The sequence below is a fragment of the Neorhizobium sp. T25_27 genome, assembly GCF_002968565.1.
In the GTDB taxonomy this organism is placed as follows: domain Bacteria; phylum Pseudomonadota; class Alphaproteobacteria; order Rhizobiales; family Rhizobiaceae; genus Neorhizobium; species Neorhizobium tomejilense.
Genome location: NZ_PVBJ01000002.1, coordinates 182,633 through 207,592, shown reverse-complemented (window position 1 = coordinate 207,592; position 24,960 = coordinate 182,633). Strand labels below are relative to the sequence as shown.

Sequence of the window (24,960 nt, the reverse complement as noted above, 5' to 3'; positions counted from 1 at the left end):
GGGAATAGAAGGGTCTCTCATGAAGAATTCGGCTTTTGACCGGACGCTGGTGTTGATCCCGGCGCGAATGGCATCGACCCGCCTGCCGGGGAAACCTCTGGCTGATATTGCCGGCCTGCCGATGATCGTGCAGGTAGCAAAACGCGCCGAGGAAGCGCAAGTCGGGCGAATCATCGTCGCCGTCGACCACCAGGACGTCTACGACGCCGTGGCCGCTGCGGGCTTCGACGTGGTGATGACCCGGCAGGACCATCAAAGCGGCTCGGACCGGATTTTCGAGGCCGTCCAGAAGGCCGATCCGGACGCGCAGATAGACTTCGTGATCAACGTTCAGGGCGACCTGCCGACGATCGAGCCGGAAGCGGTGCGCGCCTCGCTGCGCCCGCTCGACAATCCGTCGACCGACATCGCCACCCTCACCGTCGAGATCACCGACGAACACGAAAAGACCAATCCGAACGTGGTGAAAATCGTCGGCTCGCCGATTTCCGCAACGCGGCTGAAGGCGCTCTATTTTACCCGCGCCACCGCGCCTTACGGCAATGGGCCGCTCTACCACCATATCGGGCTCTACGCCTATCGCCGCGCTGCACTCGAAAAATTCGTGTCGCTCGGGCCGTCCGTGCTCGAAAAGCGCGAATCGCTCGAACAGCTGAGGGCGCTCGAAGCCGGCATGCGCATCGATGCCGAGATCGTTGACTCGGTTCCGTTAGGCGTCGATACTCCCGCCGACCTTGAAAAAGCCCGTGCGATCCTGTTTGCCCGTGCCTCCTCGTAACGGATAACCCCATGAACGCACTCACCAATCGCATCGCCTTCCAGGGCGATTTCGGCGCCAATTCCGACATGGCCTGCCGCGACATGTTCCCGACCATGGAACCGCTTCCGTGCCCGACTTTCGAGGACGCCTTCCAGGCGCTCGAAAACGGCGATGCGGACCTGGCGATGATCCCGATCGAGAACACGATCGCCGGACGCGTCGCCGATATCCATCACCTCCTGCCGGAATCGCGGCTGCATATCATCGGCGAATATTTCATGCCGATCCGCTTCCAGCTGATGGTGCTGCCGGGCGTGACCCACGAGGAAATCCGCACCGTCCACAGCCATATCCATGCACTCGGCCAGTGCCGCAAGATCATCCGCTCGAACGGCTGGAAGGCCGTCGTCGCCGGCGACACGGCCGGCTCCGCCAAGATGGTGGCGGAAAAGGGCGACCGGACGATGGCGGCACTGGCGCCGCGGCTTGCGGCCGATCTCTACGGTCTCGAGATCTTGGCGGAGAATGTCGAGGACCGGGACGACAACGTCACCCGTTTCGTCGTGCTCTCCCGCGACGAAAAATGGGTACAGCGGAATGATCCGGACGAGGTGCTCGTGACCACCTTCGTATTCAACGTCCGCAATATCCCCGCCGCGCTCTACAAGGCGATGGGTGGTTTTGCGACCAACGGCATCAACATGACGAAGCTCGAGAGCTACCAGCTCGGCGGCAAGTTCGTGGCGACCCAGTTCTATGCGGATATCGAGGGCCATCCGGACGACGCCCCCGTGCGCCGGGCGCTGGAAGAACTGCGGTTCTTCTCGGAAAAGGTGCGGGTTCTCGGCACGTATAAGGGCCACCCGATGCGCGGAGCGTTGCAGAAGGGGTGAGAGGCGACGGCCTGGGAGCGGCCGTAGAAAACGGGACACGCTATGCCTTCGTGTTGAACCCGAGGATCGGCCTGGACACGTCGGGTTGCAATCTTCCCTCGAGGGGGAGATGCCCGGCGGGGCGGAGCGGGTGCCACACCCGCCCAACCCCCACGGCTGTTTGCGCTTACTGTGCGCTCATCGCATAGACCCGCAGCCTATGCCCGTCCGGATCGGTGACCACGAACGTGTAGCCGAAATCCATTTCTACCGGCGTCTGCAGCACCCGCAGGCCGCGGCCCGACCAGTCGGCATAAACCTTGTCGACGCTGGCGGCATCACCGTGCCGGAAGCAGATTTCCGAGCCGCCGCCGCACTCGCCCTTCACCGACGGTTCAGCTGTGTGGCGTGACCACAGGCCGAGCTTCATGCCGGTGTTCAACACGAAGAGCGCAAAGGTCGGTGACTTTTCCACGGGTTCGACGCCGAAGAGGGCCTGGTAGAAATCCGCGCTGGCGAGCGGGTTGTCGACGAAGAGGATGGTGAAATCGGGGTGGACCATGTCAGTTCTCCTTGTGACGCAATTCCCTCTTCCGGGAATTGCTCCTGGTTGGGACTGACCGGAGATTATCGCAGCCTACTGTCAGATAATGGCAGTAGCATTCATGGCTGGGCCGGAATTCCTTCAGCCTCTCGCCACTCCTTGAGCAAGACCGGCCGGCGGCGCGGATAACGTGTTTCCGTCCAAGCCGCAGAGGAGATGCGGTCGGTGCGAAAATGCCGGAAGTCCTGCCTGAGTTCGCACCAGGCAACCATCACCCTGACGCTGTCGAAGAAGCCGAGGGCGAAGGGCCAGACTTTTCGATGGGTCAGCGCCCCTTTTTCGTCCTCATATGCGAGTTCAAGGATATGCTCGGCGCGGATCGCCTTTCGGATCAGGCCGAGATCGGCCCTATCCTCACCTCGCCGCGGCGCTCCGACAAGCAGCGTCGAACTGTCGAGTTCCTGCCTGAGATCTGCCGGCAGGACGGCGGCGATCTTGGCGAGCGCATCGACCGCGCCGGCGGCAAGCCGCGGATCGGCAGTCTTTGCGACCCAGCGGGAGCCGAGCACCAGCGCCTCGATCTCTTCTTCCGAAAACATCATCGGCGGCAGCATGAAACCGGGCCTGAGCACATAGCCGAGACCCGCCTCGCCTTCGATGAAGGCACCTTGAGCCTGAAGGCTGGCGATATCGCGGTAGAGCGTGCGCAGACTGACGCCGGTCTCGGCGGCGAGCTTGGCGCCGCTAACGGGCTGGCGGTAGCGCCTGAGCGTCTGGAGAAGAGCCAGCAAGCGCTCCGACCGCGCGACGGTCATGGTTCTACCGGCTCCACTCGATCCAGTCGCGCAGAAGGCGATGGGCGATCGCCCCCTTGACCGGCGCGAAAACCGGAGCGTCCGGGCCGGCATCGAGCATGGCCTCGGCCTCGGCCCGCTCGAACCAGCGGACATCGGCCATTTCCTGCGGATCGATCTTGATCTCGGTGGATTTTGCCTCGGCGTAACAACCAATCATCAGCGAATGCGGCATCGGCCAGGGCTGCGAGGCGTGATAGCGGACCCGGCCGGTTTCGATGCCGGATTCCTCGAAGGTTTCGCGGCGCACCGCATCCTCGATCGTTTCACCCGGCTCGACGAAACCGGCGAGGCATGAATACATGCCCTCCTGAAAATGGTGGCTGCGGCCGAGCAGGCAGCGGTCGCGCTCCGTGTCGACGGTCAGCATGATCACCACCGGGTCGGTGCGCGGGAAGGTCATGTGCTGGCACTGGGTGCAGACCCGCTTGTAGCCACCGATCCTGGTTTCGGTCGGCGAGCCGCATTTGCCGCAGAATTTGTTGGCGGCATTCCAGTTGAGCAGTGCAACGGCTTGCGCCACCTCGCCCTGCAGCTCGCCTTCGATGAGCTGGTCGCGAAAGAGCGCCCGCGCCTCGGTCGGCTTGTAGTGGCTTGCCAGTTCCTCCGCCGGGATCAGCATCGGCACGGCGATGCGCGGCTCGCCGGTCTCGCGATAGCCGAGCAGCACGGCGTTGTCGAAATCCGGCGTGAGTTCCGCGAGCTCGTAGGGCGAAAACAGCGGGTCGAGGATCTGGCTGTCGTGCTTCAGGATCAGCCGGCTGCCGGTGAAGGCGAGGATGTGGGCGCCCTCCACGGCAAGCGCCTTCTCGACGCAATCGTCCTCACGGTATTCGGCGCGGCGGTCCAGCTTATTGCCGGAAAAAGCCGTCAGCTTGCTCGGTTCGGGATGGGGTGCGTCGGTGTCGAAAAGGTTCGCTGTCATGAAAGGGCTTCAACCAGTTTGTTGAGAAAATCTTGTTTCTGCTGCCCGCCATAGGGCACCGACTGGCCGAAACCCCAGATCGGGCCGGGCCAGTTCGGATCTTCCTCGAACCGGGCGATGACATGGACATGCAGCTGGCGGACGATATTGCCGAGTGCGCCGACATTGATCTTGGTGGCGCCGGTTACCGTCTTCAGGGCAGCGGCCACCCTGTTGACCTCGCCCGAGAGCAGCGCCTGTTCGGCGGGCGAAAGATCGAAGATCTCGGTCATGTCGGCGCGTTGCGGCACCAGGACCAGCCACGGCCAGCGGCTGTCGTTCTGGATGCGCAACTGGCAGAGGGTGAGCACCGTCACAAGATCGGAATCGCGGGCAATCCTGCCATCCAGTTCGAATTCGCTCAAACTTTCCTCCCTTGTTTTTCTGTTCGATAGCAGTTTTTTACAGGGTTGGCTTGCATTTGGAAGCGTTATTGACGATATGGAAAGCGGGAGGTTGGTGGTGGACGAGCCACTCGCCAACCGGGTCAGGTCCGGAAGGAAGCAGCCCTAACGAGCCAGGCACGGGTCGCCGTGCCAGCCTCCCACCCTTTTACTTGTACTACCATCTTGGTCAGCTTCCGGCCCGGTCAAGACCGTGCTCAGGATTGGCCCGCGCAGGCTGGCAGGACTGAATGAGCGATACCGGGCCCACATCTTCAAGCACCTCCGCCGCCAATCCCGCCGCAGGCAGCGGATACCGGGTGCTCGCCCGCAAATACCGTCCCAAGGATTTCTCGGACCTGATGGTCGGCCAGGAGCCGATGGTCCGCACCCTGACCAACGCGTTCGAGACCGGCCGCATCGCCCAGGCCTACATGCTGACCGGCGTTCGCGGGGTCGGCAAGACGACGACCGCCCGCATTCTCGCCCGCGCGCTGAATTACAAGACATCCGATATCGACAAACCGACCATCGACCTCAGGATTCCCGGCGAACATTGCCAGGCGATCATGGAAGGCCGGCATGTCGACGTGATCGAGATGGACGCCGCCTCCCATACCGGCATCGACGATATAAGAGAGATCATCGAGCAGGTGCGCTACCGTCCGGTCTCGGCGCGCTACAAAGTCTATATCATCGACGAAGTGCACATGCTCTCGACACAGGCCTTCAACGGCCTGTTGAAGACGCTCGAAGAGCCGCCGGAGCACGTGAAATTCATCTTCGCGACGACCGAAATCCGCAAGGTTCCGATCACCGTGCTGTCGCGCTGCCAGCGGTTCGACCTGCGCCGCATCAGCGCCGCGGACCTGGTTCACCTGTTCACCTCAATATTGGAAAAGGAAGGCATTCCGGCCGAGCCGGAAGCGCTTGCCATGGTCGCCCGTGCAGCAGAAGGGTCGGCGCGCGACGGGCTGTCGCTGCTCGACCAGGCGATCGCCCATGGCGGCGGCCAAGTGATCACGGAGACCGTGCGCGGCATGCTGGGACTTGCCGACCGCGCCCGCATCGTCGACCTTTTCGAACATATCCTGCGCGGTGACGTGACGGCGGCGCTTTCGGAATTTACGGAGCAATACGAGGCCGGCGCCAATCCGGTCGTGGTTTTGACCGACCTTGCCGATTTCACCCATCTGACCACCCGTTTCAAATATATCCCGGACGCCGCCAACGATCCTTCGATCAGCGAAGTGGAGCGCTTGCGCGGCCGCGAATTTGCCGAGGGCGTCGCGGTGAGTACGCTGTCGCGCATCTGGCAGATGCTCCTGAAGGGCATTCCGGAAGTCGAAAATTCCTCGCGCCCGGCAGGGGCGGCCGAAATGGTGCTGATCCGGCTGACGCACGCGGCCCATCTTCCCTCGCCGGAAGATGCCGCCCGCCGTCTCGCCGAATTTTCCGGTGGCGACGGCCAGCGTGCGGCGGTTCCGAGCGGCAATGGCGGCGGACGCCCCGTTTCGCCGCCGCAATCGCCGGTCAATGCGCGCGGCACCGAAATGTCGAGCCCGCGGATTCCGGCTGGCGGGCCGACCGCGATGCTGCAGGCCGTGCCGAATACCGCGCCGCGGGAAATACCCGTCGGCCGTACCGAAGAACAGCCGGCCGAAAAGCCGGTGCCGAAGGTCCCGGTCAATTCGATCTCGGATATCGCCGATCTCTGCTCCAAGAACCGCGATCCGCGGCTGAAGGCGCTGCTGCGCAATTTCGTGCGGCTGGTGAAGATCGAGCCGGGCCGGCTGGAGATCAATCTGTCCGGCGACGCGCCGAAGACCATTGCCGGCGACCTGAAGGCGCGGCTGGAGGAATGGACCGGGATCACCTGGTGGGTGACGCTCAGCAACGAGGCCGGCGAGCCGACGCTGGTCGAATCCGAAAAGAGCGTGCGGGAAGCGCAGTTTACCGACGCCCGCGCCGATCCGGATGTGGCGGCGATCCTTGCCCAGTTCCCCGGCGCCAGGATCACCGACGTGCGCATTCGCGCCAGTGAAGAGGATGAAAGCGAGACCGAGGACCTGCCGGCACCGGCGACCGCGGAATCCGAAGAGGGCGACATCCTGCCCGGCGACGACATCGAGCTATAAGAGAAGAGGACAGACAGATGCGCGACATCATGGGCATGATGGGCAAGGTCAAGGAAATGCAGGCCAAGATGGAGCAGATGCAGGCGGAAATCGCCGCTCTCGACGTCGAAGGCACATCCGGTGGCGGACTGGTGACCGTGCGGCTCAACGGCAAGGGCGACATGCTCGGCCTCAAGATCGATCCGTCGCTGTTCAAGGAAGACGACGTCGAGATCCTCGAAGACCTGATCGTCGCCGCCCACAAGGCTGCCAAGGAACGCGCCGAGGCGATCGCCGCCGAAAAGACCAAGGAACTGACCGCCGGCCTGCCGATCCCGCCCGGCTTCAAGATGCCGTTCTGAAAGCACGCAATTCGGTCTTTAAGGCATTCCTGCTTTCTTCGAATTGCGGAAAGGCTCTATCTCTTTGTTTTCAAGCAATTCCCGGCGCAAAACAGCGCCATACTTTTGCTGGAATTGCTCTCATATTTCACCCAGTAGTTCCACAGATCTCATAAGGTTTTTCATGAAGATCGCCGGCGTTTTTCGCCTTTGCCTCGCAGCTACTCTATTCGCGCCGACGGTTGTCAATGCGAGCCAGTGCGATCGTAACAAGCGTGTTTATGTCTTTGATCAGTCTAATACGGGCGACGACACTAAAATCTTCTATAAGGTGCGCGCTGGAGAACACCCATTCTACGCGGAGCTGGTAAGATTTGAAACTTGGCGAAAGTCCAAACTGGTTTGGTCTATCGATGGCGTTGTCATATGCAGCGATGTGATACCCATGTGCAATTTAGACTTGCCTACCGTCAAGAAAAATAGTGACAAATCCGTCGCTTACGAATGCTTTAAAGAAGTCAATGATCCGGCTACATCCAATGAGCAGATGGCACCGTTCCTAATCCCGGTCACCGACATTTCCTCCGGTGATCAAACGCCGTACATTGCCTTCGGTAATTTGACCGCCCTCTCCATTGCCTGCAGCAAGCACATGGCCGTCCAAGTTAAGCGGAAGGATCTGCTAACCAAGGACGAGCGGAAAAATGGCTTTCTGTTGCCGCCTTTTGTTCGGCTAGATTCATGCCAGGAATAGATCGCCGTTCGCCAGCGTAAGTACGGAGCGTCATTGTCGCTGTGCATTGCCGTTATATTCCGGGCTCCAACATCGCCCGCAGCTTGTAGTGGATGGGAGCAGCGAGATATCGCGCCCGGTCCGACTCCGAAAGCCGCCGGCCGAAGGTTTCCATTAGCTCGGGCATCGTCACCCTTTCTCCGGGAAAAGGTTGGTATTCCACCGGCGTCCCGGCTTCGGCCACGCCATCCGTGACGCCCCGGCAATAGATGCCGTTCTGATCCTGGGTCCGAAGGAATAGGGAGGTTCCGATGACGTTGACATCACTTCTGGTTTTCGCGGCGGCACTTTTTGTCGCGGCAGGTTCGCCTGGTCCCAGCATAGCCGCGCTCGTGGCGCGCGTTCTGTCCAAGGGGTATCGCGACGTATTGCCGTTTCTCGCAGCGATGTGGGTCGGCGAGGCCATATGGCTTTCGTTTGCGGTCGCAGGTCTGGCCGCCATCGCCGAGAGCTTCCATGCCGTCTTCGTGGCCATCAAGTGGATCGGCGTCGCCTACCTCCTCTATCTCGCATGGAAGATGTGGTTCACCGAACCTGCCGGCTCCGGCGAAGACCTTCCGGAAAATCGCTCCGTGCTGAAGATGTTTTTCGCCGGCCTCACCGTGACGCTCGGCAACCCGAAGATCATGATGTTCTATGTGGCGCTGCTGCCTTCGATCATCGATCTCGGGGGCGTGACGCTGACCGGCTGGCTGGAACTGGTCGCCGCGATGTTCGTGGTGCTGGTGGTCGTCGATCTTGCCTGGGTGCTGCTTGCCGCAAAGGCCCGCCAGTTCCTGAAGAGCCCTCGGGCCGTGAAGATCGCCAACCGGGTTTCGGCCGGCGCCATGGCGAGTGCGGCAGCAGCGATCGCGACCCGCTAATTCTCGAACGTCGGCCTCCAGCGGCGGCCGATGGGTGCGGCCAGGAAGCGGGCTTTTTCGGTTTCCGACAGGTTCCTGCCGACCGCCGCCAGCATTTCCGCGATCATGACCCGGTCGCCGGTATAAAGTTCGTGCCGAACGGGATCGCCGGGCGAGACCATTCCGGGCTTGACGACGCGGCAATAGATGCCGGGGCGGCCAGCGTTGGTATAGGTCTTCAGGAATTTCGGATCACCCATCTTCACCGCAAGCGTGTTGCAGGGAGAGCGTGCGCAGGTCGCCTCGAGCACGACTTCGCCTATGTGAAAACGGTCGCCGACGGCGACATCGCGGTTGTCGAGACCCTCGACGGTCAGGTTCTCACCGAACGTGCCGGGCGGGAAATCGCGGCCGAGCGCGTCCGCCCACCAGTCCAGCGTCAGCGAGCCCTCAAGCAGGATCGCCTGGTCCTCGCCGCCGTGGTGCTTCGTATTGCAGACCGCATCGCCGACGAGGCCGAGGCTGTCGACCATGACGGCGGCATTGACGACCGACTTGTAGATGCCGGTCTTGAAGCTCTTGCCCGGCAGCCTTTCCGGATGTCCGAGGCAGACGGCGAGAAGTTTCATAAGCGGCCCTTCAGCGATTCCGTTTTTTGAGCATATGGGCTAAAGGGAGAAAATGGCAAAGCGAGTCACCGGCCCCGAAATCGAAAAACTCATCCAGCTTCTGGCAAAGGTCCCCGGTCTCGGACCGCGCTCGGCGCGCCGGGCGGCGCTGCATCTGATCAAGAAGAAGGAACAGCTGCTGGGGCCGCTTTCGAGCGCCATGGGCGAGGCCTATGACAAGGTGAAGATCTGCTCGCGCTGCGGCAATGTCGATACCGTCGATCCCTGCACGGTCTGCACCGATATCCGCCGCGACCAGACGATGCTGATCGTCGTCGAAGACGTCTCCGACCTCTGGGCGCTGGAGCGGACGGGCGCGATGAACACCGCCTATCACGTGCTCGGCGGTACGCTCTCGCCGCTCGACGGCATCGGCCCGGACGACCTCAACATCCGCGGGCTGATCGACCGGGTGAACGAGGGCGTCATCCGCGAGATCATCATCGCCGTCAACGCGACGGTCGAGGGGCAGACCACGGCACACTATATTACCGACCAGCTCTCCGGCATTGATGTGAAGATCACAAGGCTGGCGCATGGCGTGCCGGTCGGCGGGGAGCTCGATTATCTCGACGAGGGCACACTGACGGCGGCGCTTCGGGCGCGGACGGTGATTTAGAGGAAGGCATTGAGTATGTGGAAGCGTACCCATCTGCCTCGCTGGTTAGAACCTTGATGAGGATAACGTTGAGCAAGCTCGCCCCCCTCTGGCCTGCCGGCCATCTCCCCCACGGGTGGGGAGATCGGCCAGAGGCACCGGCATCACTTCAATCGCAGCGTTCAAGGTGGTCGAGGCGTCGCAACACGTCGATCTCCCCCCTTGTGGGGGAGATGCCCGGCAGGGCAGAGGGGGGTGCCTTCAGGTACATTGCAGCGTTTCTTTTCGCCATATTCATAACCCTCCTCCCCCTCCCCGCGCTCGCCCAGAATCGCCCCGACGTCGAGAAGCTGTTTCAGCGGTGGATCGGCAGCGATCTGGCTCCGGTGGCCAAAAAAGCCGGTATTTCCGAGCGGACGCTGAAGGCTGCCTTCCAGGGCGTGACGCTCAACTGGGACCTGCCGGACCTGGTGCCGCCGGGTTCGGAGCCGCCGAAGCAGCAGGACCAGAGTCAGGCGGAGTTTTCCTCTCCCGGCGCCTATTTTTCCGAAAAGCGGCTGCAGGGGCTGGCCGCCACCGGCCGCGGGCTTGCGGCGACCTACTCGGCGACGCTGAAGAAGATCGAGGCGGCCTATGGCGTGCCGGGCGAGATCGTCGTCGCCATCTGGGGGCGTGAATCCGGTTTCGGCAAGGCGCGGATGCCCTATTCCGCCGTGCAGGTGCTGGCGACCAAGGCCTTCATGTCGACCCGCAAGGACATGTTCCGCGAGGAGCTGATCGCAGCGTTGAAGATGATCGAACGGGGCGATGTCGATGCGGCGACGATGAAGGGTTCCTGGGCGGGTGCGCTCGGTCAGCCACAGTTCATGCCGTCGAGCTACCTGAAATATGCGGTCGACTTCGACGGCGACGGTCGCCCGGATATCTGGAACTCGGTGCCGGATGCGCTTGCCTCGATCGCCCACTACCTGCAGAAGGAAGGCTGGCAACGCGGCCGCGACTGGGGGTTCGAAGTGACGATCCCCGCAAAAGTTTCCTGCGCGCAGGAAGGGCCGGATCTCGCCAAGCCGATCTCGGCCTGGGCGGCAACCGGCATCACCCGCATTTCCGGCAAGGCGTTTCCCGCGGCAGATCTCAAGGCGGACGGCATGATGCTGGTGCCAGCCGGGCGCAGCGGACCGGAATTCGTCGTGACGCCGAATTTCTACGTGATCAAGGAATACAACAATTCCGACCTCTACGCGCTGTTCATCGGCAATCTCGCCGACCGGATCGCGTCGGGCGCGGGACCGTTCCAGGCACCCTGGGGCGATGTCGGCAAGATGCTGCGCTCCGACGTGCTCACCATGCAGAAGGCGCTGGTCGCCAAGGGTTATGACGTGGGCAATGTCGATGGCCTGCCGGGCTACAAGACCCGCCGTTCGCTCGGCGACTGGCAGGCAAAGAACGGCCTTGCTCCAACGTGTTTTCCCGATCCGTCGCTCAAGGGAAAGATCCGCTAGTCAGAGGCTGCGCTTCAGGCCCTCGTGGCTCGAGGTGAACCCGAGCTTCTCATAGAAGCGGATTGCATCCGGCCGCGCCTTGTCGGAGGTGAGTTGCACCAGCTTGCAGCCGCGCTCGACACACTTTCCCACCGCCCATTCGATGAACTGCGATCCCAGTCCACTACCGCGCTCGCTTGCAGCGATCCGCACGCTTTCAATCTGGCCACGCCACATGCCGGCGCGCGACAGGCCGGGAATGAAGGAGAGCTGTAGGCAGCCCACCACCTTGTCTTCCCGGTTCACCGCGACTGCCAGAAGCTGGTTTCCGTCAGCCTCGATCGCTGCAAAGGCCTGCTCGTAACGCGGATCGATCGGATCGGACACGACTTCGCGAGCCTGGCCAAGCGCATCGTCCGCGAGCAGTTCGACAATGGCGAGGAGATCGGAGCGGCGGGATTTTCGGAAAGAAACCATGGGATCTAGTGGTGCAGGTCGGGCGACGATTTATGGAAAATGTCGTCGCTCGGCGGGATCGTCTGACGCTCGATCAACCGGTGGACGCGCGGGCCTTCTTCGCCGCGATGAAGAATGCGGATCGCGTCCCAGACCTCCGCATCCGCCTGGGTGCGGCGCTGGTTGTGGCGCACGTAGTCGGCCCAGGTGGCGGTGTGATAGGTCTCCGTCCAGATTTCCGGATGTTCCAGATCGCGCATCAGCGCCCACTGCCGCGCACCATCGCGGATGCGAATACGGCGCCGCTGCGACATCAGCGCCAGGAACTCCGGCACGTCCTCGTCGGCGATGGTGTAGTCCACCAAGGAGACGATCGGTCCGCTGCGTGGCTGCAGGTCGAGGCTCAGCATCGGCACGTTGAAGCGGTTGAGCGGATCGAGATTGGCATCGCTGAACTGCGGCAGCGGCAGGCGCATGCCGACCACGGCGCCAAGCAACATGACCAGGCTCGACAGGGTCAGCGCGATCGAGACGCCGAACGTATCGGACAGGATACCCCACACCCAGCTGCCGCCGGCAATGCCCCCGAACGTCGCCGTCTGGTAGAAGGAAAGCGCGCGGGCTACCACCCATCGCGGTGTCGAAAGCTGCACCGTCGTGTTGAACAGCGATAATGCCAGCACCCAGCAGGCGCCGGGCACGAGCAGGACGAACGCGGTCAGCAGCGTGCTTGAACTCATGCCGATGATCGCAGCGCTCGCCGCAAAACCCAGAAACGACAGGCGGACGATCGACTCGCTCGACAGCTTTTCGCGCAGCCGCGAATTGCCCATTGCGCCGGCGATCGCGCCGACCCCGAAGGCTCCGAGCATGGTGCCGTAGGTCAACGGGCCGCCAGAGACTAGGTCGCGGGCGACGATCGGCAGAAGCGCCAGCACGGCGCTTGCCGAAAGACCGAAAACAAGACCGCGGAACAGCACGTTGAGAATGTTCGGCGACATGACGACGTAGCCGAGACCGGCCGAAAGCGCCCGCAGAAGCGTCTCGCGCGGCAGTGCATTGTCACGGCCTTCCGGCTTCCAGCGGATCAATGCATAGATCAGAGCGAAATAGCTCATGGAATTGGCAGCGAACGCGGCAGCGGCGCCCGCAGCCGCAACGATCACGCCGCCTATCGCGGGGCCGACGCTGCGGGTGATGTTGAAACCGACGCTGTTGATCGTCACCGCCGCCGGCAGGACCTCGCGGGGGACCATGTCTCCGACCGAGGCCTGCCAGGCAGGATTGTTGAGCGCCACGCCGCAGCCGAGCAGAAAGGTGAATGCCAAGAGCAGCCAGGGCGTCAGGAGATCGAGATAGGCAAACAGCGTCAACGTCAACGACACGACCAGCATGAAGAACTGCGCCGTCAGCATCAGGGTGCGGCGGTTGACGTTATCGGCAAGCGCACCCGCGATCAGCGAAAAGAGCATGATCGGCAACGCCGTCGAAGCCTGGACCAGCGCGACCATGTCCTCGGAATCGGTGATCGAGGTCATCATCCACGCCGCACCGACCGCCTGGATCAGGCTGCCGAAATTGGAGGCGAGGCTGGCGATCCAGATCGTTCTGAAGGTTTGGTGCCTGAAGGGAGCCAGGGTCGATATCCGATCGGGCACTTTGTCCTCGTTCTTTCGTGCGTCGTACCAAACGGTTATAGACCCGGCAGAAGCAAATTCCAGTCGCTGGAGCCTCAGAATATGCGATCTTGCATTCGGGGGCCTGAAAGCGTATATGCACCCCATATTCTTGATCGTCCGATGAAGAGTGGGCCCCACCGGACCCGCTCTTTTTTGTTAGGCGATCACTGTAACCCAGACATTGGGCCCAGCTATGGGGCAATGATTGCCGGAGAGCTTATGCCGCAAACCGAATACGAGCCGCGGCTCATCATCGAGACCGGGCTTGACCTGAGGGTCGCCGAAATCATCGAGCCCGTCCTGACCGCCATGGACTATCGCCTGGTGCGTGTGAGGATGCTGAACCAGAACGGCGCGACGCTGCAGATCATGGCCGAGCGCAACGACGGAACCATGGATGTCGAAGGCTGCGAAGCCGTATCCGTGGCGATTTCGCCGGTCCTGGATGTAGAAGATCCGATCGATCGGGAGTATCATCTGGAAGTGTCCTCGCCGGGCATCGACCGTCCGATGGTTCGAAAGTCGGATTTTACCCGCTGGCTGAACCATCTGGTCAAATGCGAAACGTCGATCATGATCGACAACCGCAAGCGGTTCCGCGGCAGGATCACCGAAAGCGATGCGGACGGTTTCACGATCGAGCGGGATCAGGTCGCCTATGGCGAGGAACCACGGGTAACGATCCCGTTTTCGGCACTGGCCGAGGCAAAGCTCATTCTGACCGACGATCTGATCCGCGACGCGCTTCGGGCCGACAAGCTCGCCAAGGCGCAGGCCGCGAACCAGAACGAAGAAGCAGAAGACGAATAAACCGAACAGAGACTTGTGCCTTTCCCCAGGAAAGGCCTCATCGTTTGACCTACGGAGACCAACGACAATGGCAGTGAGTGCGAACCGGCTTGAACTTCTGCAGATCGCGGATGCAGTGGCGCGCGAAAAGGTCATCGACCGCGAGATCGTGCTGGCCGCGATGGCCGACGCCATCCAGAAGGCTGCCCGCTCCCGCTACGGCTCGGAAACCAATATCCGCGCCGACATCAATTCCAAGACCGGCGAAATCCGGCTCCAGCGCCTGCTGGAAGTCGTCGATCACGCCGAGGACTACGGCACGCAGATCCCGCTGGCACTGGCGCTCGACCGCAACGTCGATGCCAAGATCGGCGACTTCATCGCCGATCCGCTGCCGCCGATGGATTTCGGCCGCATCGCCGCCCAGTCGGCCAAGCAGGTCATCGTCCAGAAGGTGCGTGAAGCCGAGCGCGACCGCCAGTTCGACGAGTTCAAGGACCGCGTCGGCGAAATCATCAACGGCACCGTCAAGCGCGTCGAATACGGCAACGTCATCGTCGATCTCGGCCGCGGCGAAGGCATCATCCGCCGCGACGAAATGATCCCGCGCGAAAACATGCGCTACGGCGATCGCGTCCGCGCATACGTATATGATGTCCGTCGCGAACAGCGCGGCCCGCAGATCTTCCTGTCGCGTACCCATCCGCAGTTCATGGTGAAGCTGTTCACCATGGAAGTGCCGGAAATCTACGACGGCATCATCCAGATCAAGTCTGTCGCCCGCGATCCGGGTTCGCGCGCCAAGATCGCCGTGATCTCGAACGACTCGTCGATCGATCCAGTCGGCGCCTGCGTCGGTATGCGCGGTTCGCGCGTCCAGGCGGTCGTCGGCGAGCTGCAGGGCGAGAAGATCGATATCATCCCGTGGTCTCAGGATCCGGCGTCGTTCATCGTCAACGCGCTGCAGCCGGCTGAAGTCGCCAAGGTGGTTCTCGACGAGGATGCCGAGCGGATCGAAGTCGTGGTTCCGGACGAGCAGCTGTCGCTTGCCATCGGCCGCCGCGGCCAGAACGTCCGCCTCGCCTCGCAGCTGACCGGCTGGGACATCGACATCATGACGGAAGCCGAGGAGTCGGAGCGCCGCCAGAAGGAATTCAACGAGCGAACCAACCTCTTCATGGACGCGCTCGACGTCGACGAAATGGTCGGCCAGGTGCTGGCTTCGGAAGGTTTTGCCCAGGTCGAGGAACTGGCTTACGTCGATCTCGACGAAATCTCCTCGATCGACGGTTTCGACGAAGACACCGCCACCGAAATCCAGACCCGCGCCCGCGAATACCTGGAGCGGATCGAAGGCGAGATGGACGCCAAGCGCAAGGAGCTCGGCGTCGAAGACGAACTGCGCCAGATCAACGGCCTGAACGGCCAGATGCTCGTCGCGCTCGGCGAGGACGGCATCAAGACGATCGAGGACTTTGCCGGCTGCGCCGCAGACGACCTCGTCGGCTGGAGCGAACGCAAGGACGGCGTGACGAAGAAGTTCGAGGGCCTGTTCTCGAAGTTCGACGTTTCCCGCGTCGAAGCTGAAAACATGATCGTCCAGGCCCGCCTGTCCGCAGGCTGGATCACCGAGGAAGATCTCGCAAAGGGTGCCCCCGAGCCGGAAGCTGAAGCGGAGGAGGCGGACGCCGTCGAGCAGGAATGATCCCGCTCGCGAATGAGCCGGACGAGAACGAAGACGGACATGTCGATGATGACCTGGGCGAGATCGTCGTGAACGACCGTACCTGCATCGTCACCCGCGAGGCGGGATCACCGGAAACGCTGATCCGCTTCGTGGCCGGCCCGAACGGCCAGGTCGTGCCCGACCTGAAGCGCCAGCTTCCGGGCCGTGGCTGCTGGATCAAGGCCGAACGGTCGCTCGTCGACCGGGCGGTCCAGAAAAAGCTTTTCGCCCGGGCCCTCAAGGCCGAGGCGAAGGCGGATGCAGATCTCGGCGCGCTGGTGGATCGCCTGCTCGCCGCCGATCTCGTCGGCATGATGAATATGGCCCGCAAGGCGAGCCAATTCGTCACCGGCGCCACGAAGGTGGATGCCGCCGTGCGCTCGGGTGCAGCACTTGCAGTGTTCCATGCGGCCGATGCGGCCGCCGACGGAGTGAGAAAAATAGACCAGGCCCGCAAGGCCTGGAAGCTCGGTTCGAATACCGGGGAAGACATTCCGTCCTTTTCGCTCTTCACGAGCGCTGAATTGGACGAAGTGATGGGCCAGAATGCTTTTATCCATGCCTGCGCGCTTGCGGGGCAGGCGGGTGAGGGTGTAGTGAAGCGCGCAAACCTACTTGAACAGTACCGCATGGGCGGTCTGTCCCAGACAAAAGGTGTCGCTGACATGCCGAAACAATGACGCGGTCACCGGCTTTAGCCGGACGCACATCGATATGTACGGATTAAACGACGGGTTCTGATGGCTTCCATCCGTTCCTGTCCGAAGGAACAGGAACGGAATGACCGACAACAAAGACGATAAGACACTCGGCGTAAAGAAGACCCTTACACTGAAGCCATCTGGGATGAGCCAGGGTACCGTCCGCCAGGACATGGGTCGCGGCCGCACCAAGGCCGTCGTCGTCGAAACAGTCAAGCGGCGGCCGACCCGGCCGCTGGACGAAAAGCCGGCAATCACGCCCGCAGCCCCGGCGCCCGCGCCGCGGGTGGTAGAGGCTGTCGCACAGCCGGCCGCTCCCCAGCGCCCGGTACCGCAGCAGCCTGCCGCTCCGGCAGCGCGCGTCCACCAGCCGGGCTCTCAGAACGCACGGCCGCAGCAGAACCAGCGCCCGCCGCAATCCAATCAGCCGCAGCGCCCGCAGCAGCCCAACCAGCCGCAGCGTCCGCAGCAATCCAGCCAGCCGCAGCGTCCGCAGCAGCGCCAGGGCGGCGCCGTCCTGCACGACCTTTCCGCCGGCGAGATGGAAGCCCGTCGCCGCGCTTTGATGGAAGCGCAGGCGCGCGAAGTCATCGAGGCCAAGCAACGCGCCGAAGACGAGGCACGTCGCCTGGTCGAGGAAGAACGCCGCAAAATCGAGGAAGCCGCCGAGGCTGCCCGCCGCGCTGCCGAACCCAAGGTCGAACCGGTCGAGGCCCCGGCCGAGACAACTGCACCCGTAGCCGCCGAAAAGCCGGCCGAGCGCGCCGCTGGCGCCCCTGCCGGCCGTCCCGGCGAAACACGTCCCCAGGCTCCCCGGCCTGCAGCTCCCGGCGCCGCACCTGCGGCACTGCCGGTTGCCGGCCGCCGCAAGGGCGCTGACGAAGAAGACGAAGATCGCGGCCCGCCGCGTGGCGCACCCGGCCGTGGCCGAGTCCCCGTCGCTGCTCCCGCCAAGGTTCCGGCCCGCCCGAAGACCGAAGACGAACGCCGCCGCGGCAAGCTGACGGTGACCACGGTCAGCACGGACGAGGACGGCAATGCCCGTGGCCGTTCGATGGCCGCGACCCGCCGCCGGCAGGAGAAGTTCCGCCGCAGCCAGATGCAGGAAACGCGCGAAAAGGTCATGCGTGAAGTCATCCTGCCTGAAACCATCACCATTCAGGAACTGTCGCAGCGCATGTCCGAACGCGCCGTCGACGTCATCAAGTACCTGATGAAGGAAGGCCAGATGATGAAGCCGGGCGACGTCATCGACGCCGACCTCGCCGAAATCATCGCCGGCGAATTCGGCCATACCGTCAAGCGCGTCTCGGAATCCGACGTCGAAGAAGGCATCTTCAACGTTGCCGACGACGAAGGCGAAATGGTTTCCCGCCCGCCGGTCGTCACCATCATGGGTCACGTCGACCACGGCAAGACCTCGCTGCTCGACGCAATCCGCCATGCGAACGTGGTCTCCGGCGAAGCCGGCGGCATCACCCAGCATATCGGCGCCTATCAGGTGGAGCATAACGGCCAGAAGATCACCTTCATCGACACCCCCGGCCACGCCGCCTTCACGGCCATGCGTGCCCGTGGTGCCCAGGCGACGGATATCGCCATCCTGGTGGTCGCAGCCGACGACAGCGTGATGCCGCAGACGATCGAATCGATCGCCCATGCCAAGGCAGCGGGTGTTCCGATCATCGTGGCGATCAACAAGATCGACAAGCACGAAGCCAATCCGGACAAGGTTCGCCAGCAGCTTCTGCAGCACGAAGTGTTCGTAGAATCGCTCGGTGGCGAAGTGCTCGACGTCGAAGTGTCGGCCAAGAACAAGGTCAATCTCGACAAGCTGCTCGAAGCCATCCTGCTACAGGCCGAAATCCTCGACCTCAAGGCTGATCCGAGCCGGACGGCCGAAGGCATCGTCATCGAAGCCCAGCTCGACCGTGGCCGCGGTTCCGTGGCCACCGTTCTTGTCCAGAAGGGCACCCTGAAGCCCGGCCAGATCATCGTTGCCGGCGACCAGTGGGGCCGTGTGCGCGCGCTCGTCACCGACAAGGGCGACCATGTGAAGGAAGCCGGCCCGGCCATGCCGGTCGAAGTGCTCGGCCTGTCCGCCACGCCGGCTGCCGGCGACAGGTTCGCCGTGGTCGAAAACGAAAGCCGCGCTCGCGAGATTTCCGAATATCGCCAGCGGCTTGCCCGCGACAAGGCGGCTGCCCGCCAGTCCGGACAGCGCGGTTCGCTCGAACAGATGATGTCGCAGCTCCAGAATACCGGCTTCAAGGAATTCCCGCTGGTCATCAAGGGTGACGTGCAGGGCTCGATCGAAGCGATCATCGGCGCACTGGACAAGCTCGGCACCGACGAAGTCCGTGCCCGCATCGTTCATTCGGGTGCCGGCGGCATCACCGAATCGGATATCTCGCTCGCCGAGGCATCCAACGCGGCGATCATCGGCTTCAACGTCCGCGCCAACCCGCAGGCACGTGCCTCTGCGGAACGCGAAGGCCTCGAGATCCGCTACTACAACATCATCTACGATCTGGTGGATGACGTGAAGCAGGCGATGTCGGGCCTCCTGTCTCCGGAACGCCGCGAAACCTTCATCGGCAATGCCGAGATCCTGGAAGTGTTCAACATCACCAAGGTTGGCAAGGTCGCCGGTTGCCGTGTCGTCGAGGGCAAGGTCGAGCGTGGAGCGGGCGTCCGCCTTATCCGCGACAACGTCGTCGTCCACGAAGGCAAGCTCAAGACGCTCAAGCGCTTCAAGGACGAAGTCAGCGAAGTGCCGATGGGCCAGGAATGCGGCATGGCGTTCGAGAATTACGAAGACATGCGCGCAGGCGACGTCATCGAATGCTTCCGCGTGGAGCATATCACGCGCACGCTGTGACCTCCGGCGAGCAGCCCGAACAATTACAGGAGCCGTCCGTGACATTCACGGACGGCTCCTGGCATTTTGACCAAGTGCTTTCCGATACGGAACTCGAGGACGGCATCGATCTTTGCGATACCGCCGGACGTGACATCAGCTATGTTCGTGGCCTAATACGCCGCCGTTAGCGCGCCGTGGATCCAGCGCTTTATCCGCTTTCGGCGTCGACTTGTGCTGTGGCAAAAATTTTCAGCTTCTATCGGAGAGTTCGCAACGGTAAGCATCTACCCATATCCGCATTTTCAGTTTCCGAGGAGGACAGCATGCCGATTTCATTCGACCTGACGGGTAAGACGGCGATCGTCACCGGCGCCAATACGGGCCTCGGCCAGGCGATATCCGTGGCGCTGGCACAGGCCGGCGCGGATGTGGCGCTGGTCGGACGCTCCTCGATGGCCGAGACGGAAGCAGCGGTCAGCGCGGCGGGCGGCCGCAGCCTGTCGATCCAAGCGGACCTTTCGACGCTCGAACCGGTCGATCGGATCATCAGCGAAACGGTCGCCTGGACCGGGCGTGCCGACATTCTCGTCAACAATGCCGGGATCATCCGCCGGGCCGACGCGATCGATTTCAGCGAGGCCGACTGGGATGCGGTGATGGACGTGAACCTGAAGACCGTGTTCTTCCTCTCCCAGGCGTTCGCACGCCGGCTGATCACCGAGGGCAAGGGCGGCAAGATCGTCAACATCGCCTCGCTGCTCTCCTTCCAGGGCGGCATCCGCATCCCTTCCTATACGGCCTCGAAGAGCGGTCTTGCCGGCCTGACCCGGTTGCTCGCCTGCGAATGGGCAAGCAAGGGCATCAACGTCAATGCCATTGCGCCCGGCTATTTCTCGACCAACAACACCGAGGCGCTGCGCGACGATCCGGACCGCAATGCAGCGATCCTCAGCCGTATTCCAGCCGGACACTGGGGCCAGCCGGAAGAACTCGGCGGAGCCGCCGTATTCCTTGCCTCGCCGGCATCCGATTATGTGCATGGTGTCGTGCTGCCGGTCGATGGAGGCTGGCTGGCGCGCTGAGGGCGTCCGACCGCTTGGTTCTCCGGGTAACGGAACGCTCCTTCCATACGCGAACGGGGCAATTGCCCCAACACGCATAAATTTGATCGGCATCCCGCAGATTTATTAGTTGCCATTTCTACTCATGTTTATTATCCGGTAGCTGCAACATCGCGAACCCGGCGGCAGTCGCCGGCGGCGTTCCGGTGTCCCGTTTCCGTCATTGTCGACCAGCGCCCCCAGGGCGCCGTCTGCGATGCCGAACAGTCCGGAGTATCGCCTGCCATGCCTGCTGCCCTGAAGCCCGCCTTTTCCATGCGCCAGCCAATCAGGAGCCGGTTCCCGATCGTTCTCGCGGCCGTGGTGCTGACGGCTTCGACGGTGATGGCACAGACGCCTGCACCGGATGCGTCGACGCAAACACCGCCCTCGCCGCAGGCGACCTCACCTTCCGGTGCACAGCCGACCCAGACGCCCCCCGCTCCTGCCGCGCAGGCAGCCCCGACAACCTCCCGCACGGCGCCGAACGAGCCGGCAGCCTCGCCGACTGCGGCACCGCCCGCCGCGCAGCCGACCAATCCCGCTGCTCCTCGGCCGGAAGCCTCTGCTCCGCAGCCCGCCGTCCCGACGCAAGCGCCGCCGAGCAACAGCGCCCAGCCGGCGCCAGCCAGCCCGGCCCAGGCACCCACCCAGGCACCGGGGGCACGCCAGCCGATCAACATGTTCACGCAATTCCTGGAGCCTGAGCAGCGTTCGGACCTGCCGCACAACCTTTCGCCCTGGGGCATGTTCATGGCGGCCGACTGGGTCGTCAAAGGGGTGATGATCGGGCTCGCGTTTGCCTCGCTGGTGACCTGGACGGTCTGGCTCGCGAAGACGCTGGAGCTTGCCGGCGCCCGCGCCCGCGCCGCCCGCACCCTGAAGGTCATCCGCACCTCGCGCACGCTTTCGGACGCCGTCGGCGCCGCCGGTGGCCGCGGCGGTCCCGCCGCGCTGATGCTGCGGTCCGCGGCAGAAGAAATGCAGCTTTCAGAAGCAGCCCTCGACCATGCCCATGGCGACGGCGTGAAGGAACGGGTCGGCTCAGCGCTTTCCCGCATCGAGGCCTATGCCGGCCGGCGCATGTCGCGCGGCACCGGCGTGCTTGCGACGATCGGCTCCACGGCTCCGTTCGTCGGCCTGTTCGGCACGGTCTGGGGCATCATGAACGCCTTCATCGGCATTTCGGAATCACAGACCACCAACCTTGCCGTCGTCGCGCCCGGCATCGCCGAAGCGCTGCTTGCGACCGCGATCGGCCTCGTTGCGGCCATTCCGGCTGTCGTCATCTACAACGTCTTCGCCCGTTCGATCACCGGCTACCGGCAGCTGCTGGCGGATGCCGCGGCGGGTGTGGAACGGCTGGTGAGCCGCGACCTCGATTTCCGCAAGGTTCCTCCGGGCAGCCGCAAGGCGCCGGTCTCGCTGGTGGCAGGAGGCTGACATGGCCGGCGGCATCCGCGAACAGCACGGCGACGAGCTTTCCGAAAACCACGAGATCAACGTGACGCCGTTCATCGACGTCATGCTGGTGCTGCTGATCATCTTCATGGTGGCGGCGCCGCTGGCGACCGTGGACATCAACGTCGATCTTCCCGCATCGACCGCAAAGCCCGCCGAACGGCCGGACGAGCCGCTCTACCTGACGGTCAAGGAAGACCTGAGCCTCAATATCGGCAATGACGCAGTGGGGCGCGAGCAGCTCGCCGCGACCCTCGACCGCGTCACGGAGGGCAAGAAGGACACCCGCGTGTTCCTGCGTGCGGACAAGGCGGTCGACTACGGGCAGTTCATGGAGGTCATGAACCTGCTGCGCGATTCCGGCTACCTCAAGATCGCGCTGGTCGGGCTTGAAACATTGCCGGCACCCGCCGCGCCAGGCGCCCCAGCCGCGATGACGCCCGCCGGAAATGCTCCTGCGGCCGCACCCGCCGTTCCGGCGACCGGAGGCAATCCATGAGCCTCGTCGTCTCGCAGACAGGTCCGGGCGGACGCGTCGGCGAGCTGGCGCTGTGGGGCGCTGCCGGACTGCTGATGCTGACGGTGCATTTCGGCGCCGCGGCCTATCTGATGCGCGAACAACCGGAGGTGCTCGCCGAAAACGCACCACCGGCGGCGATCATGATCGAGCTTGCGCCGGAGCCGGAAGCCGCCAATACTGAGGAAGAGCAGATTTCTCCTGACATGCAGGAGCAGGAACAGGTGGTGAGCGAGGAGACCCAACCGGTCGAAGAACCGCAGCCGGAGCCCGTTGCCGAACCCGTCGAGCAGCCGGTCGAACCGCCGCCGCAGGAAACCGCCGAGCCGGTCGAGCCTGAACCGGTGCAGCCGCCCGTGGTGGAACCGCCGCCGGAGCCGGAGCCCCAGGTTACCGAAACCATCCCCGAACCGCCGCCGGAACCGATCGAGGAGATCAAGCCGATCGACGAACAGATGACGGCGGCGCTGGAAAACGTCGAAGTGCCGTTGCCGGCGATGCGGCCTCTGCCGCCGCCGGTCGCGGAAAAGCCTCCGGAACAGCCGAAAAAGCCGGAGCCCAGAAAGGAGCCGGTGAAGAAGGTCCAGAAGCCGAAGCAACAGCAGCAGGCCCGTCCGGACATGGCCGAGGCGAAGATCCAGGCCAGGCAATCGGACCGCACCGCCGCCAGCCAGAATTCCACGAGCCTCTTCTCTTCGTCGGTCTCCCCGCAGCAGTGGATGACGCGTGTGCGGACAAAGATTGCTCGATACGCCCGCAAATGCCCCGGCAACGGAACTGGCGTGGTGACGGTCCGTTTCAGCTTCGACGGCGGTGGCAACATCAGCAACGTGGCGGTCGCGGGATCGTCGGGCAACTCGTCTATCGATGACTATGTCGCATCGGCAGTCCGGCGTGCTTCGCCCATCCCTGCGCCGCCTTCGGGTGTTGCAAGTTCACTCAGCCAGCCGGTAAAGTGCGAATAACCGCTTGATTTCCTCGCGGTGTTCGACACTGAACTCACCTGGATCTCCTGCATGCATATTACTCTGAATGAAGCCGAAACGCTGGTACAGAGCGTTTTCGAAGCCAATGGCGTTCTTCCCGAGACCGCCCGATCCGTCGCCCATGCGCTCGTGCATGCGGAAGCTGCCGGGCAGTACGGTCATGGCCTGCGCCGCGTTCCCGCCTATATCGGCCAGGCACGCACCGGCAAGGTCGACGGCCAGGCGAGACCCATTGCTATCCGGCCGCGCCCGGCCGTGCTTGTCGTCGATGCGGCGCTCGGTTACGCCTACCCGGCTTTCGATATCGCAGTCGCCGAGCTTCCTAAAATCGCGCGGGAACAAGGCATCGCGCTTGCCGCCATCCATCGCTCCCACCATGCGGGCGTCATGGCGCTGACCGTGGAACGGTTTGCCGAGCAGGGGCTCGTGGCGCTGATGTTTGCCAATGCGCCGGCCTCCATGGCCGCCTGGGGCGGCAGGAAGCGGCTGTTCGGCACCAATCCGATCGCCTTTGCGACACCGGTCGCCGGCGAGGAGCCGCTGGTCATCGATCTCGCGCTTTCGACCGTCGCCGCCGGCAAGATCATGGCGGCGCGCCAGAAGGGCGAAAGCATTCCGGAGGGCTGGGCCTTCGACGCCGACGGCAAGCCGACCACCGATCCGCACGCGGCCCACAAGGGCCTGATGGCGCCCTCAGGCGGCGCCAAGGGTGCGGCGCTGGCGCTGATGGTGGAAATTCTCTCGGCGGGCCTCACCGGCTCGAACTTCTCCTACGAGGCAAGCTCGTTCATGGACGAGAAGGGTCCGCCACCCTCGGTCGGTCAGACGCTGATCGTCATCGATCCTTCCGCAGGCACGGCTTCGGCTGCCGAGCGAATCGCAGAACTCGCCCACGAGATGGCCTCCGAAGAAGGCGTGCGCCTCCCCGGACGGCGCGGCCAGAACGCGCGTCGGAGGGCGATCGAGCAGGGGCTTGATGTCGAGGACGAGGTGATTTCGGCAATCCAGGCGCTGGTCTAGGCCCGGAGCGCCGCTGCCGGCGGGTGGCCGGTCGGAAACCGATGCCGAGCGCCACCAGCAGGAAGAGCTCGGCGGCGGCTGTGCAAAAGACAATGTTTTGAAGGGGAAATCCTGCTCCAGAAACGGAAAAAGCCTGGCGCGGGAGGAGGGTGCGCCAGGCTTTAAACTTGATCGACAACTGGGAGGAGGAGGATGTCGTCGATCCGTATCGAGCAACACTGGGAGGAGGAGTGCGTCGCTCGATGACCAAACATATAGGCTAATCGTTTAATCACGCCAACCCATCCTGTCGCAATGCAGCAATGCACTGAGCGCAGAGCTGAGCAAATGCCCGAAGCCGGTCCGATCGCTCAGGACGCTTTTTCGACCCCTGCTGCACCGCGCCCTCAAGATCGCCATATCGCTCGGGAAAAACGTGGTTTATAGCGAATTCGCGGCAGACAGA

Annotated in this window: 25 protein-coding genes, 1 other RNA gene and 1 pseudogene; 19 read left to right on the top strand and 8 right to left on the bottom strand. The window is 63.3% G+C overall.

What is annotated here, in order from left to right:
- The first annotated feature begins 19 nt into the window (after window positions 1-19).
- Together C5J24_RS07750 and C5J24_RS07745 are read left to right on the top strand one after the other, a co-directional pair.
- Window positions 20-778, top strand: a complete 759-nt coding sequence (locus C5J24_RS07750) for a 3-deoxy-manno-octulosonate cytidylyltransferase (protein ID WP_105417009.1) — start codon at window positions 20-22, stop codon at window positions 776-778.
- 11 nt (window positions 779-789) lie between these two features.
- Window positions 790-1,653 (top strand): prephenate dehydratase, encoded by an 864-nt coding sequence (locus C5J24_RS07745; RefSeq protein WP_105417007.1) that lies wholly within the window; start codon window positions 790-792, stop codon window positions 1,651-1,653.
- 166 nt (window positions 1,654-1,819) lie between these two features.
- On the opposite strand, the gene C5J24_RS07740 is transcribed toward C5J24_RS07745, so the two are convergent.
- From C5J24_RS07740 to C5J24_RS07725, 4 genes are all read right to left on the bottom strand, one after another.
- On the bottom strand, window positions 1,820-2,194 hold the full coding sequence (locus tag C5J24_RS07740) for a VOC family protein (protein ID WP_105417005.1): 375 nt from the start codon (window positions 2,192-2,194) through the stop codon (window positions 1,820-1,822).
- Window positions 2,195-2,295: 101 nt separating this feature from the next.
- Complete coding sequence (locus C5J24_RS07735; RefSeq protein WP_105417003.1) at window positions 2,296-2,991, bottom strand: YafY family protein; 696 nt, start codon at window positions 2,989-2,991, stop codon at window positions 2,296-2,298.
- Window positions 2,992-2,995: 4 nt separating this feature from the next.
- Entirely contained in the window at window positions 2,996-3,955 is a 960-nt protein-coding gene (gene nudC / locus C5J24_RS07730; RefSeq protein ID WP_105417001.1) for an NAD(+) diphosphatase, read from the bottom strand.
- On the bottom strand, window positions 3,952-4,359 hold the full coding sequence (locus C5J24_RS07725) for an HIT domain-containing protein (protein WP_105416999.1): 408 nt from the start codon (window positions 4,357-4,359) through the stop codon (window positions 3,952-3,954). The genes nudC and C5J24_RS07725 overlap by 4 nt, the downstream gene beginning before the upstream one ends.
- Before the next feature lie 86 nt (window positions 4,360-4,445).
- On the opposite strand from C5J24_RS07725, the gene ffs reads away from it, so the two are divergent.
- The 4 genes from ffs (at window position 4,446) to C5J24_RS07705 (ending at window position 7,589) form a co-directional block, all read left to right on the top strand.
- Window positions 4,446-4,542: signal recognition particle sRNA small type (ffs, locus tag C5J24_RS07720), an RNA gene on the top strand.
- An 86-nt stretch (window positions 4,543-4,628) separates the two neighbouring features.
- Window positions 4,629-6,515 carry a DNA polymerase III subunit gamma/tau gene (locus tag C5J24_RS07715; RefSeq protein WP_105416997.1) on the top strand — a complete coding sequence of 629 codons (1,887 nt, stop codon included), beginning with the start codon at window positions 4,629-4,631 and terminating at the stop codon, window positions 6,513-6,515.
- A 17-nt stretch (window positions 6,516-6,532) separates the two neighbouring features.
- Complete coding sequence (locus tag C5J24_RS07710) at window positions 6,533-6,856, top strand: YbaB/EbfC family nucleoid-associated protein (protein ID WP_038547916.1); 324 nt, start codon at window positions 6,533-6,535, stop codon at window positions 6,854-6,856.
- A 163-nt stretch (window positions 6,857-7,019) separates the two neighbouring features.
- Window positions 7,020-7,589, top strand: coding sequence for a hypothetical protein (locus C5J24_RS07705; RefSeq protein WP_105416995.1), 570 nt, complete (start codon window positions 7,020-7,022; stop codon window positions 7,587-7,589).
- Window positions 7,590-7,641: 52 nt separating this feature from the next.
- On the opposite strand, the pseudogene C5J24_RS32275 reads toward C5J24_RS07705, so the two are convergent.
- Window positions 7,642-7,842 (bottom strand): annotated as a pseudogene (locus C5J24_RS32275) (MOSC domain-containing protein); the annotation flags it as partial.
- 37 nt (window positions 7,843-7,879) lie between these two features.
- Between C5J24_RS32275 and C5J24_RS07695 the strand changes: the two are divergent.
- Window positions 7,880-8,491 carry a LysE family translocator gene (locus tag C5J24_RS07695; RefSeq protein ID WP_105416993.1) on the top strand — a complete coding sequence of 204 codons (612 nt, stop codon included), beginning with the start codon at window positions 7,880-7,882 and terminating at the stop codon, window positions 8,489-8,491.
- Here C5J24_RS07695 and C5J24_RS07690 read toward each other — a convergent pair.
- Window positions 8,488-9,099: an MOSC domain-containing protein gene (locus tag C5J24_RS07690; RefSeq protein ID WP_105416991.1), complete on the bottom strand. Its 612-nt coding sequence runs from the start codon at window positions 9,097-9,099 to the stop codon at window positions 8,488-8,490. The genes C5J24_RS07695 and C5J24_RS07690 overlap by 4 nt on opposite strands.
- A gap of 52 nt (window positions 9,100-9,151) precedes the next feature.
- Here C5J24_RS07690 and recR point away from each other — a divergent pair, with 52 nt between their 5' ends.
- Together recR and C5J24_RS07680 are read left to right on the top strand one after the other, a co-directional pair.
- Window positions 9,152-9,757 carry a recombination mediator RecR gene (recR, locus tag C5J24_RS07685; protein WP_046638126.1) on the top strand — a complete coding sequence of 202 codons (606 nt, stop codon included), beginning with the start codon at window positions 9,152-9,154 and terminating at the stop codon, window positions 9,755-9,757.
- A 203-nt stretch (window positions 9,758-9,960) separates the two neighbouring features.
- Window positions 9,961-11,238, top strand: a complete 1,278-nt coding sequence (locus C5J24_RS07680; RefSeq protein WP_245446573.1) for a lytic murein transglycosylase — start codon at window positions 9,961-9,963, stop codon at window positions 11,236-11,238.
- On the opposite strand, the gene C5J24_RS07675 is transcribed toward C5J24_RS07680, so the two are convergent.
- Both C5J24_RS07675 and C5J24_RS07670 read right to left on the bottom strand, forming a co-directional pair.
- A complete protein-coding gene (locus tag C5J24_RS07675) occupies window positions 11,239-11,694 on the bottom strand; it encodes a GNAT family N-acetyltransferase (protein WP_105416987.1) in 456 nt (151 codons plus the stop codon).
- Window positions 11,695-11,699: 5 nt separating this feature from the next.
- Window positions 11,700-13,331, bottom strand: a complete 1,632-nt coding sequence (locus C5J24_RS07670; RefSeq protein WP_105416985.1) for an MFS transporter — start codon at window positions 13,329-13,331, stop codon at window positions 11,700-11,702.
- 240 nt (window positions 13,332-13,571) lie between these two features.
- Between C5J24_RS07670 and rimP the strand changes: the two genes are divergently transcribed.
- The 10 genes from rimP to C5J24_RS07625 all read left to right on the top strand — a co-directional run bounded on the left by rimP (window position 13,572) and on the right by C5J24_RS07625 (window position 24,515).
- A complete protein-coding gene (gene rimP / locus C5J24_RS07665; RefSeq protein WP_038592094.1) occupies window positions 13,572-14,162 on the top strand; it encodes a ribosome maturation factor RimP in 591 nt (196 codons plus the stop codon).
- 67 nt (window positions 14,163-14,229) lie between these two features.
- Entirely contained in the window at window positions 14,230-15,846 is a 1,617-nt protein-coding gene (gene nusA, locus C5J24_RS07660) for a transcription termination factor NusA (protein ID WP_046667182.1), read from the top strand.
- The gene (locus tag C5J24_RS07655) at window positions 15,843-16,547 is read left to right on the top strand and encodes an RNA-binding protein (protein WP_046667181.1); all 705 of its coding nucleotides are present in this window, start codon (window positions 15,843-15,845) and stop codon (window positions 16,545-16,547) included. Before nusA ends, C5J24_RS07655 begins: the two co-directional genes overlap by 4 nt.
- 100 nt (window positions 16,548-16,647) lie before the next feature.
- Window positions 16,648-19,449, top strand: a complete 2,802-nt coding sequence (infB, locus tag C5J24_RS07650; protein ID WP_105416983.1) for a translation initiation factor IF-2 — start codon at window positions 16,648-16,650, stop codon at window positions 19,447-19,449.
- A gap of 38 nt (window positions 19,450-19,487) precedes the next feature.
- Window positions 19,488-19,619 (top strand): hypothetical protein, encoded by a 132-nt coding sequence (locus tag C5J24_RS32550; RefSeq protein ID WP_256427135.1) that lies wholly within the window; start codon window positions 19,488-19,490, stop codon window positions 19,617-19,619.
- 135 nt (window positions 19,620-19,754) lie between these two features.
- On the top strand, window positions 19,755-20,513 hold the full coding sequence (kduD, locus tag C5J24_RS07645) for a 2-dehydro-3-deoxy-D-gluconate 5-dehydrogenase KduD (RefSeq protein ID WP_105416981.1): 759 nt from the start codon (window positions 19,755-19,757) through the stop codon (window positions 20,511-20,513).
- A gap of 294 nt (window positions 20,514-20,807) precedes the next feature.
- Window positions 20,808-21,974 carry a tonB-system energizer ExbB gene (gene exbB, locus C5J24_RS07640; protein ID WP_205836932.1) on the top strand — a complete coding sequence of 389 codons (1,167 nt, stop codon included), beginning with the start codon at window positions 20,808-20,810 and terminating at the stop codon, window positions 21,972-21,974.
- 1 nt (window position 21,975) lies between these two features.
- Window positions 21,976-22,491 carry a TonB system transport protein ExbD gene (exbD, locus tag C5J24_RS07635; protein ID WP_105416979.1) on the top strand — a complete coding sequence of 172 codons (516 nt, stop codon included), beginning with the start codon at window positions 21,976-21,978 and terminating at the stop codon, window positions 22,489-22,491.
- Complete coding sequence (locus tag C5J24_RS07630; protein ID WP_105416977.1) at window positions 22,488-23,474, top strand: energy transducer TonB; 987 nt, start codon at window positions 22,488-22,490, stop codon at window positions 23,472-23,474. The genes exbD and C5J24_RS07630 overlap by 4 nt, the downstream gene beginning before the upstream one ends.
- A gap of 51 nt (window positions 23,475-23,525) precedes the next feature.
- Window positions 23,526-24,515 (top strand): Ldh family oxidoreductase, encoded by a 990-nt coding sequence (locus C5J24_RS07625; protein WP_105417630.1) that lies wholly within the window; start codon window positions 23,526-23,528, stop codon window positions 24,513-24,515.
- The last annotated feature ends 445 nt before the right edge of the window (window positions 24,516-24,960 follow it).

Coding starts and splice junctions, on each gene's coding strand:
- exbD (WP_105416979.1), top strand. CDS start 21,976: ATGGCCGGCGGCATCCGCGAACAGCACGGCGACGAGCTTTCCGAAAAC.
- C5J24_RS07695 (WP_105416993.1), top strand. CDS start 7,880: ATGACGTTGACATCACTTCTGGTTTTCGCGGCGGCACTTTTTGTCGCG.
- kduD (WP_105416981.1), top strand. CDS start 19,755: ATGCCGATTTCATTCGACCTGACGGGTAAGACGGCGATCGTCACCGGC.
- C5J24_RS07750 (WP_105417009.1), top strand. CDS start 20: ATGAAGAATTCGGCTTTTGACCGGACGCTGGTGTTGATCCCGGCGCGA.
- nusA (WP_046667182.1), top strand. CDS start 14,230: ATGGCAGTGAGTGCGAACCGGCTTGAACTTCTGCAGATCGCGGATGCA.
- C5J24_RS07690 (WP_105416991.1), bottom strand. CDS start 9,099: ATGAAACTTCTCGCCGTCTGCCTCGGACATCCGGAAAGGCTGCCGGGC.
- C5J24_RS07625 (WP_105417630.1), top strand. CDS start 23,526: ATGCATATTACTCTGAATGAAGCCGAAACGCTGGTACAGAGCGTTTTC.
- C5J24_RS07740 (WP_105417005.1), bottom strand. CDS start 2,194: ATGGTCCACCCCGATTTCACCATCCTCTTCGTCGACAACCCGCTCGCC.
- C5J24_RS07710 (WP_038547916.1), top strand. CDS start 6,533: ATGCGCGACATCATGGGCATGATGGGCAAGGTCAAGGAAATGCAGGCC.
- C5J24_RS07705 (WP_105416995.1), top strand. CDS start 7,020: ATGAAGATCGCCGGCGTTTTTCGCCTTTGCCTCGCAGCTACTCTATTC.
- C5J24_RS07745 (WP_105417007.1), top strand. CDS start 790: ATGAACGCACTCACCAATCGCATCGCCTTCCAGGGCGATTTCGGCGCC.
- exbB (WP_205836932.1), top strand. CDS start 20,808: ATGCGCCAGCCAATCAGGAGCCGGTTCCCGATCGTTCTCGCGGCCGTG.
- rimP (WP_038592094.1), top strand. CDS start 13,572: ATGCCGCAAACCGAATACGAGCCGCGGCTCATCATCGAGACCGGGCTT.
- C5J24_RS07655 (WP_046667181.1), top strand. CDS start 15,843: ATGATCCCGCTCGCGAATGAGCCGGACGAGAACGAAGACGGACATGTC.
- infB (WP_105416983.1), top strand. CDS start 16,648: ATGACCGACAACAAAGACGATAAGACACTCGGCGTAAAGAAGACCCTT.
- nudC (WP_105417001.1), bottom strand. CDS start 3,955: ATGACAGCGAACCTTTTCGACACCGACGCACCCCATCCCGAACCGAGC.
- C5J24_RS07630 (WP_105416977.1), top strand. CDS start 22,488: ATGAGCCTCGTCGTCTCGCAGACAGGTCCGGGCGGACGCGTCGGCGAG.
- C5J24_RS07675 (WP_105416987.1), bottom strand. CDS start 11,694: ATGGTTTCTTTCCGAAAATCCCGCCGCTCCGATCTCCTCGCCATTGTC.
- C5J24_RS07715 (WP_105416997.1), top strand. CDS start 4,629: ATGAGCGATACCGGGCCCACATCTTCAAGCACCTCCGCCGCCAATCCC.
- recR (WP_046638126.1), top strand. CDS start 9,152: ATGGCAAAGCGAGTCACCGGCCCCGAAATCGAAAAACTCATCCAGCTT.
- C5J24_RS07735 (WP_105417003.1), bottom strand. CDS start 2,991: ATGACCGTCGCGCGGTCGGAGCGCTTGCTGGCTCTTCTCCAGACGCTC.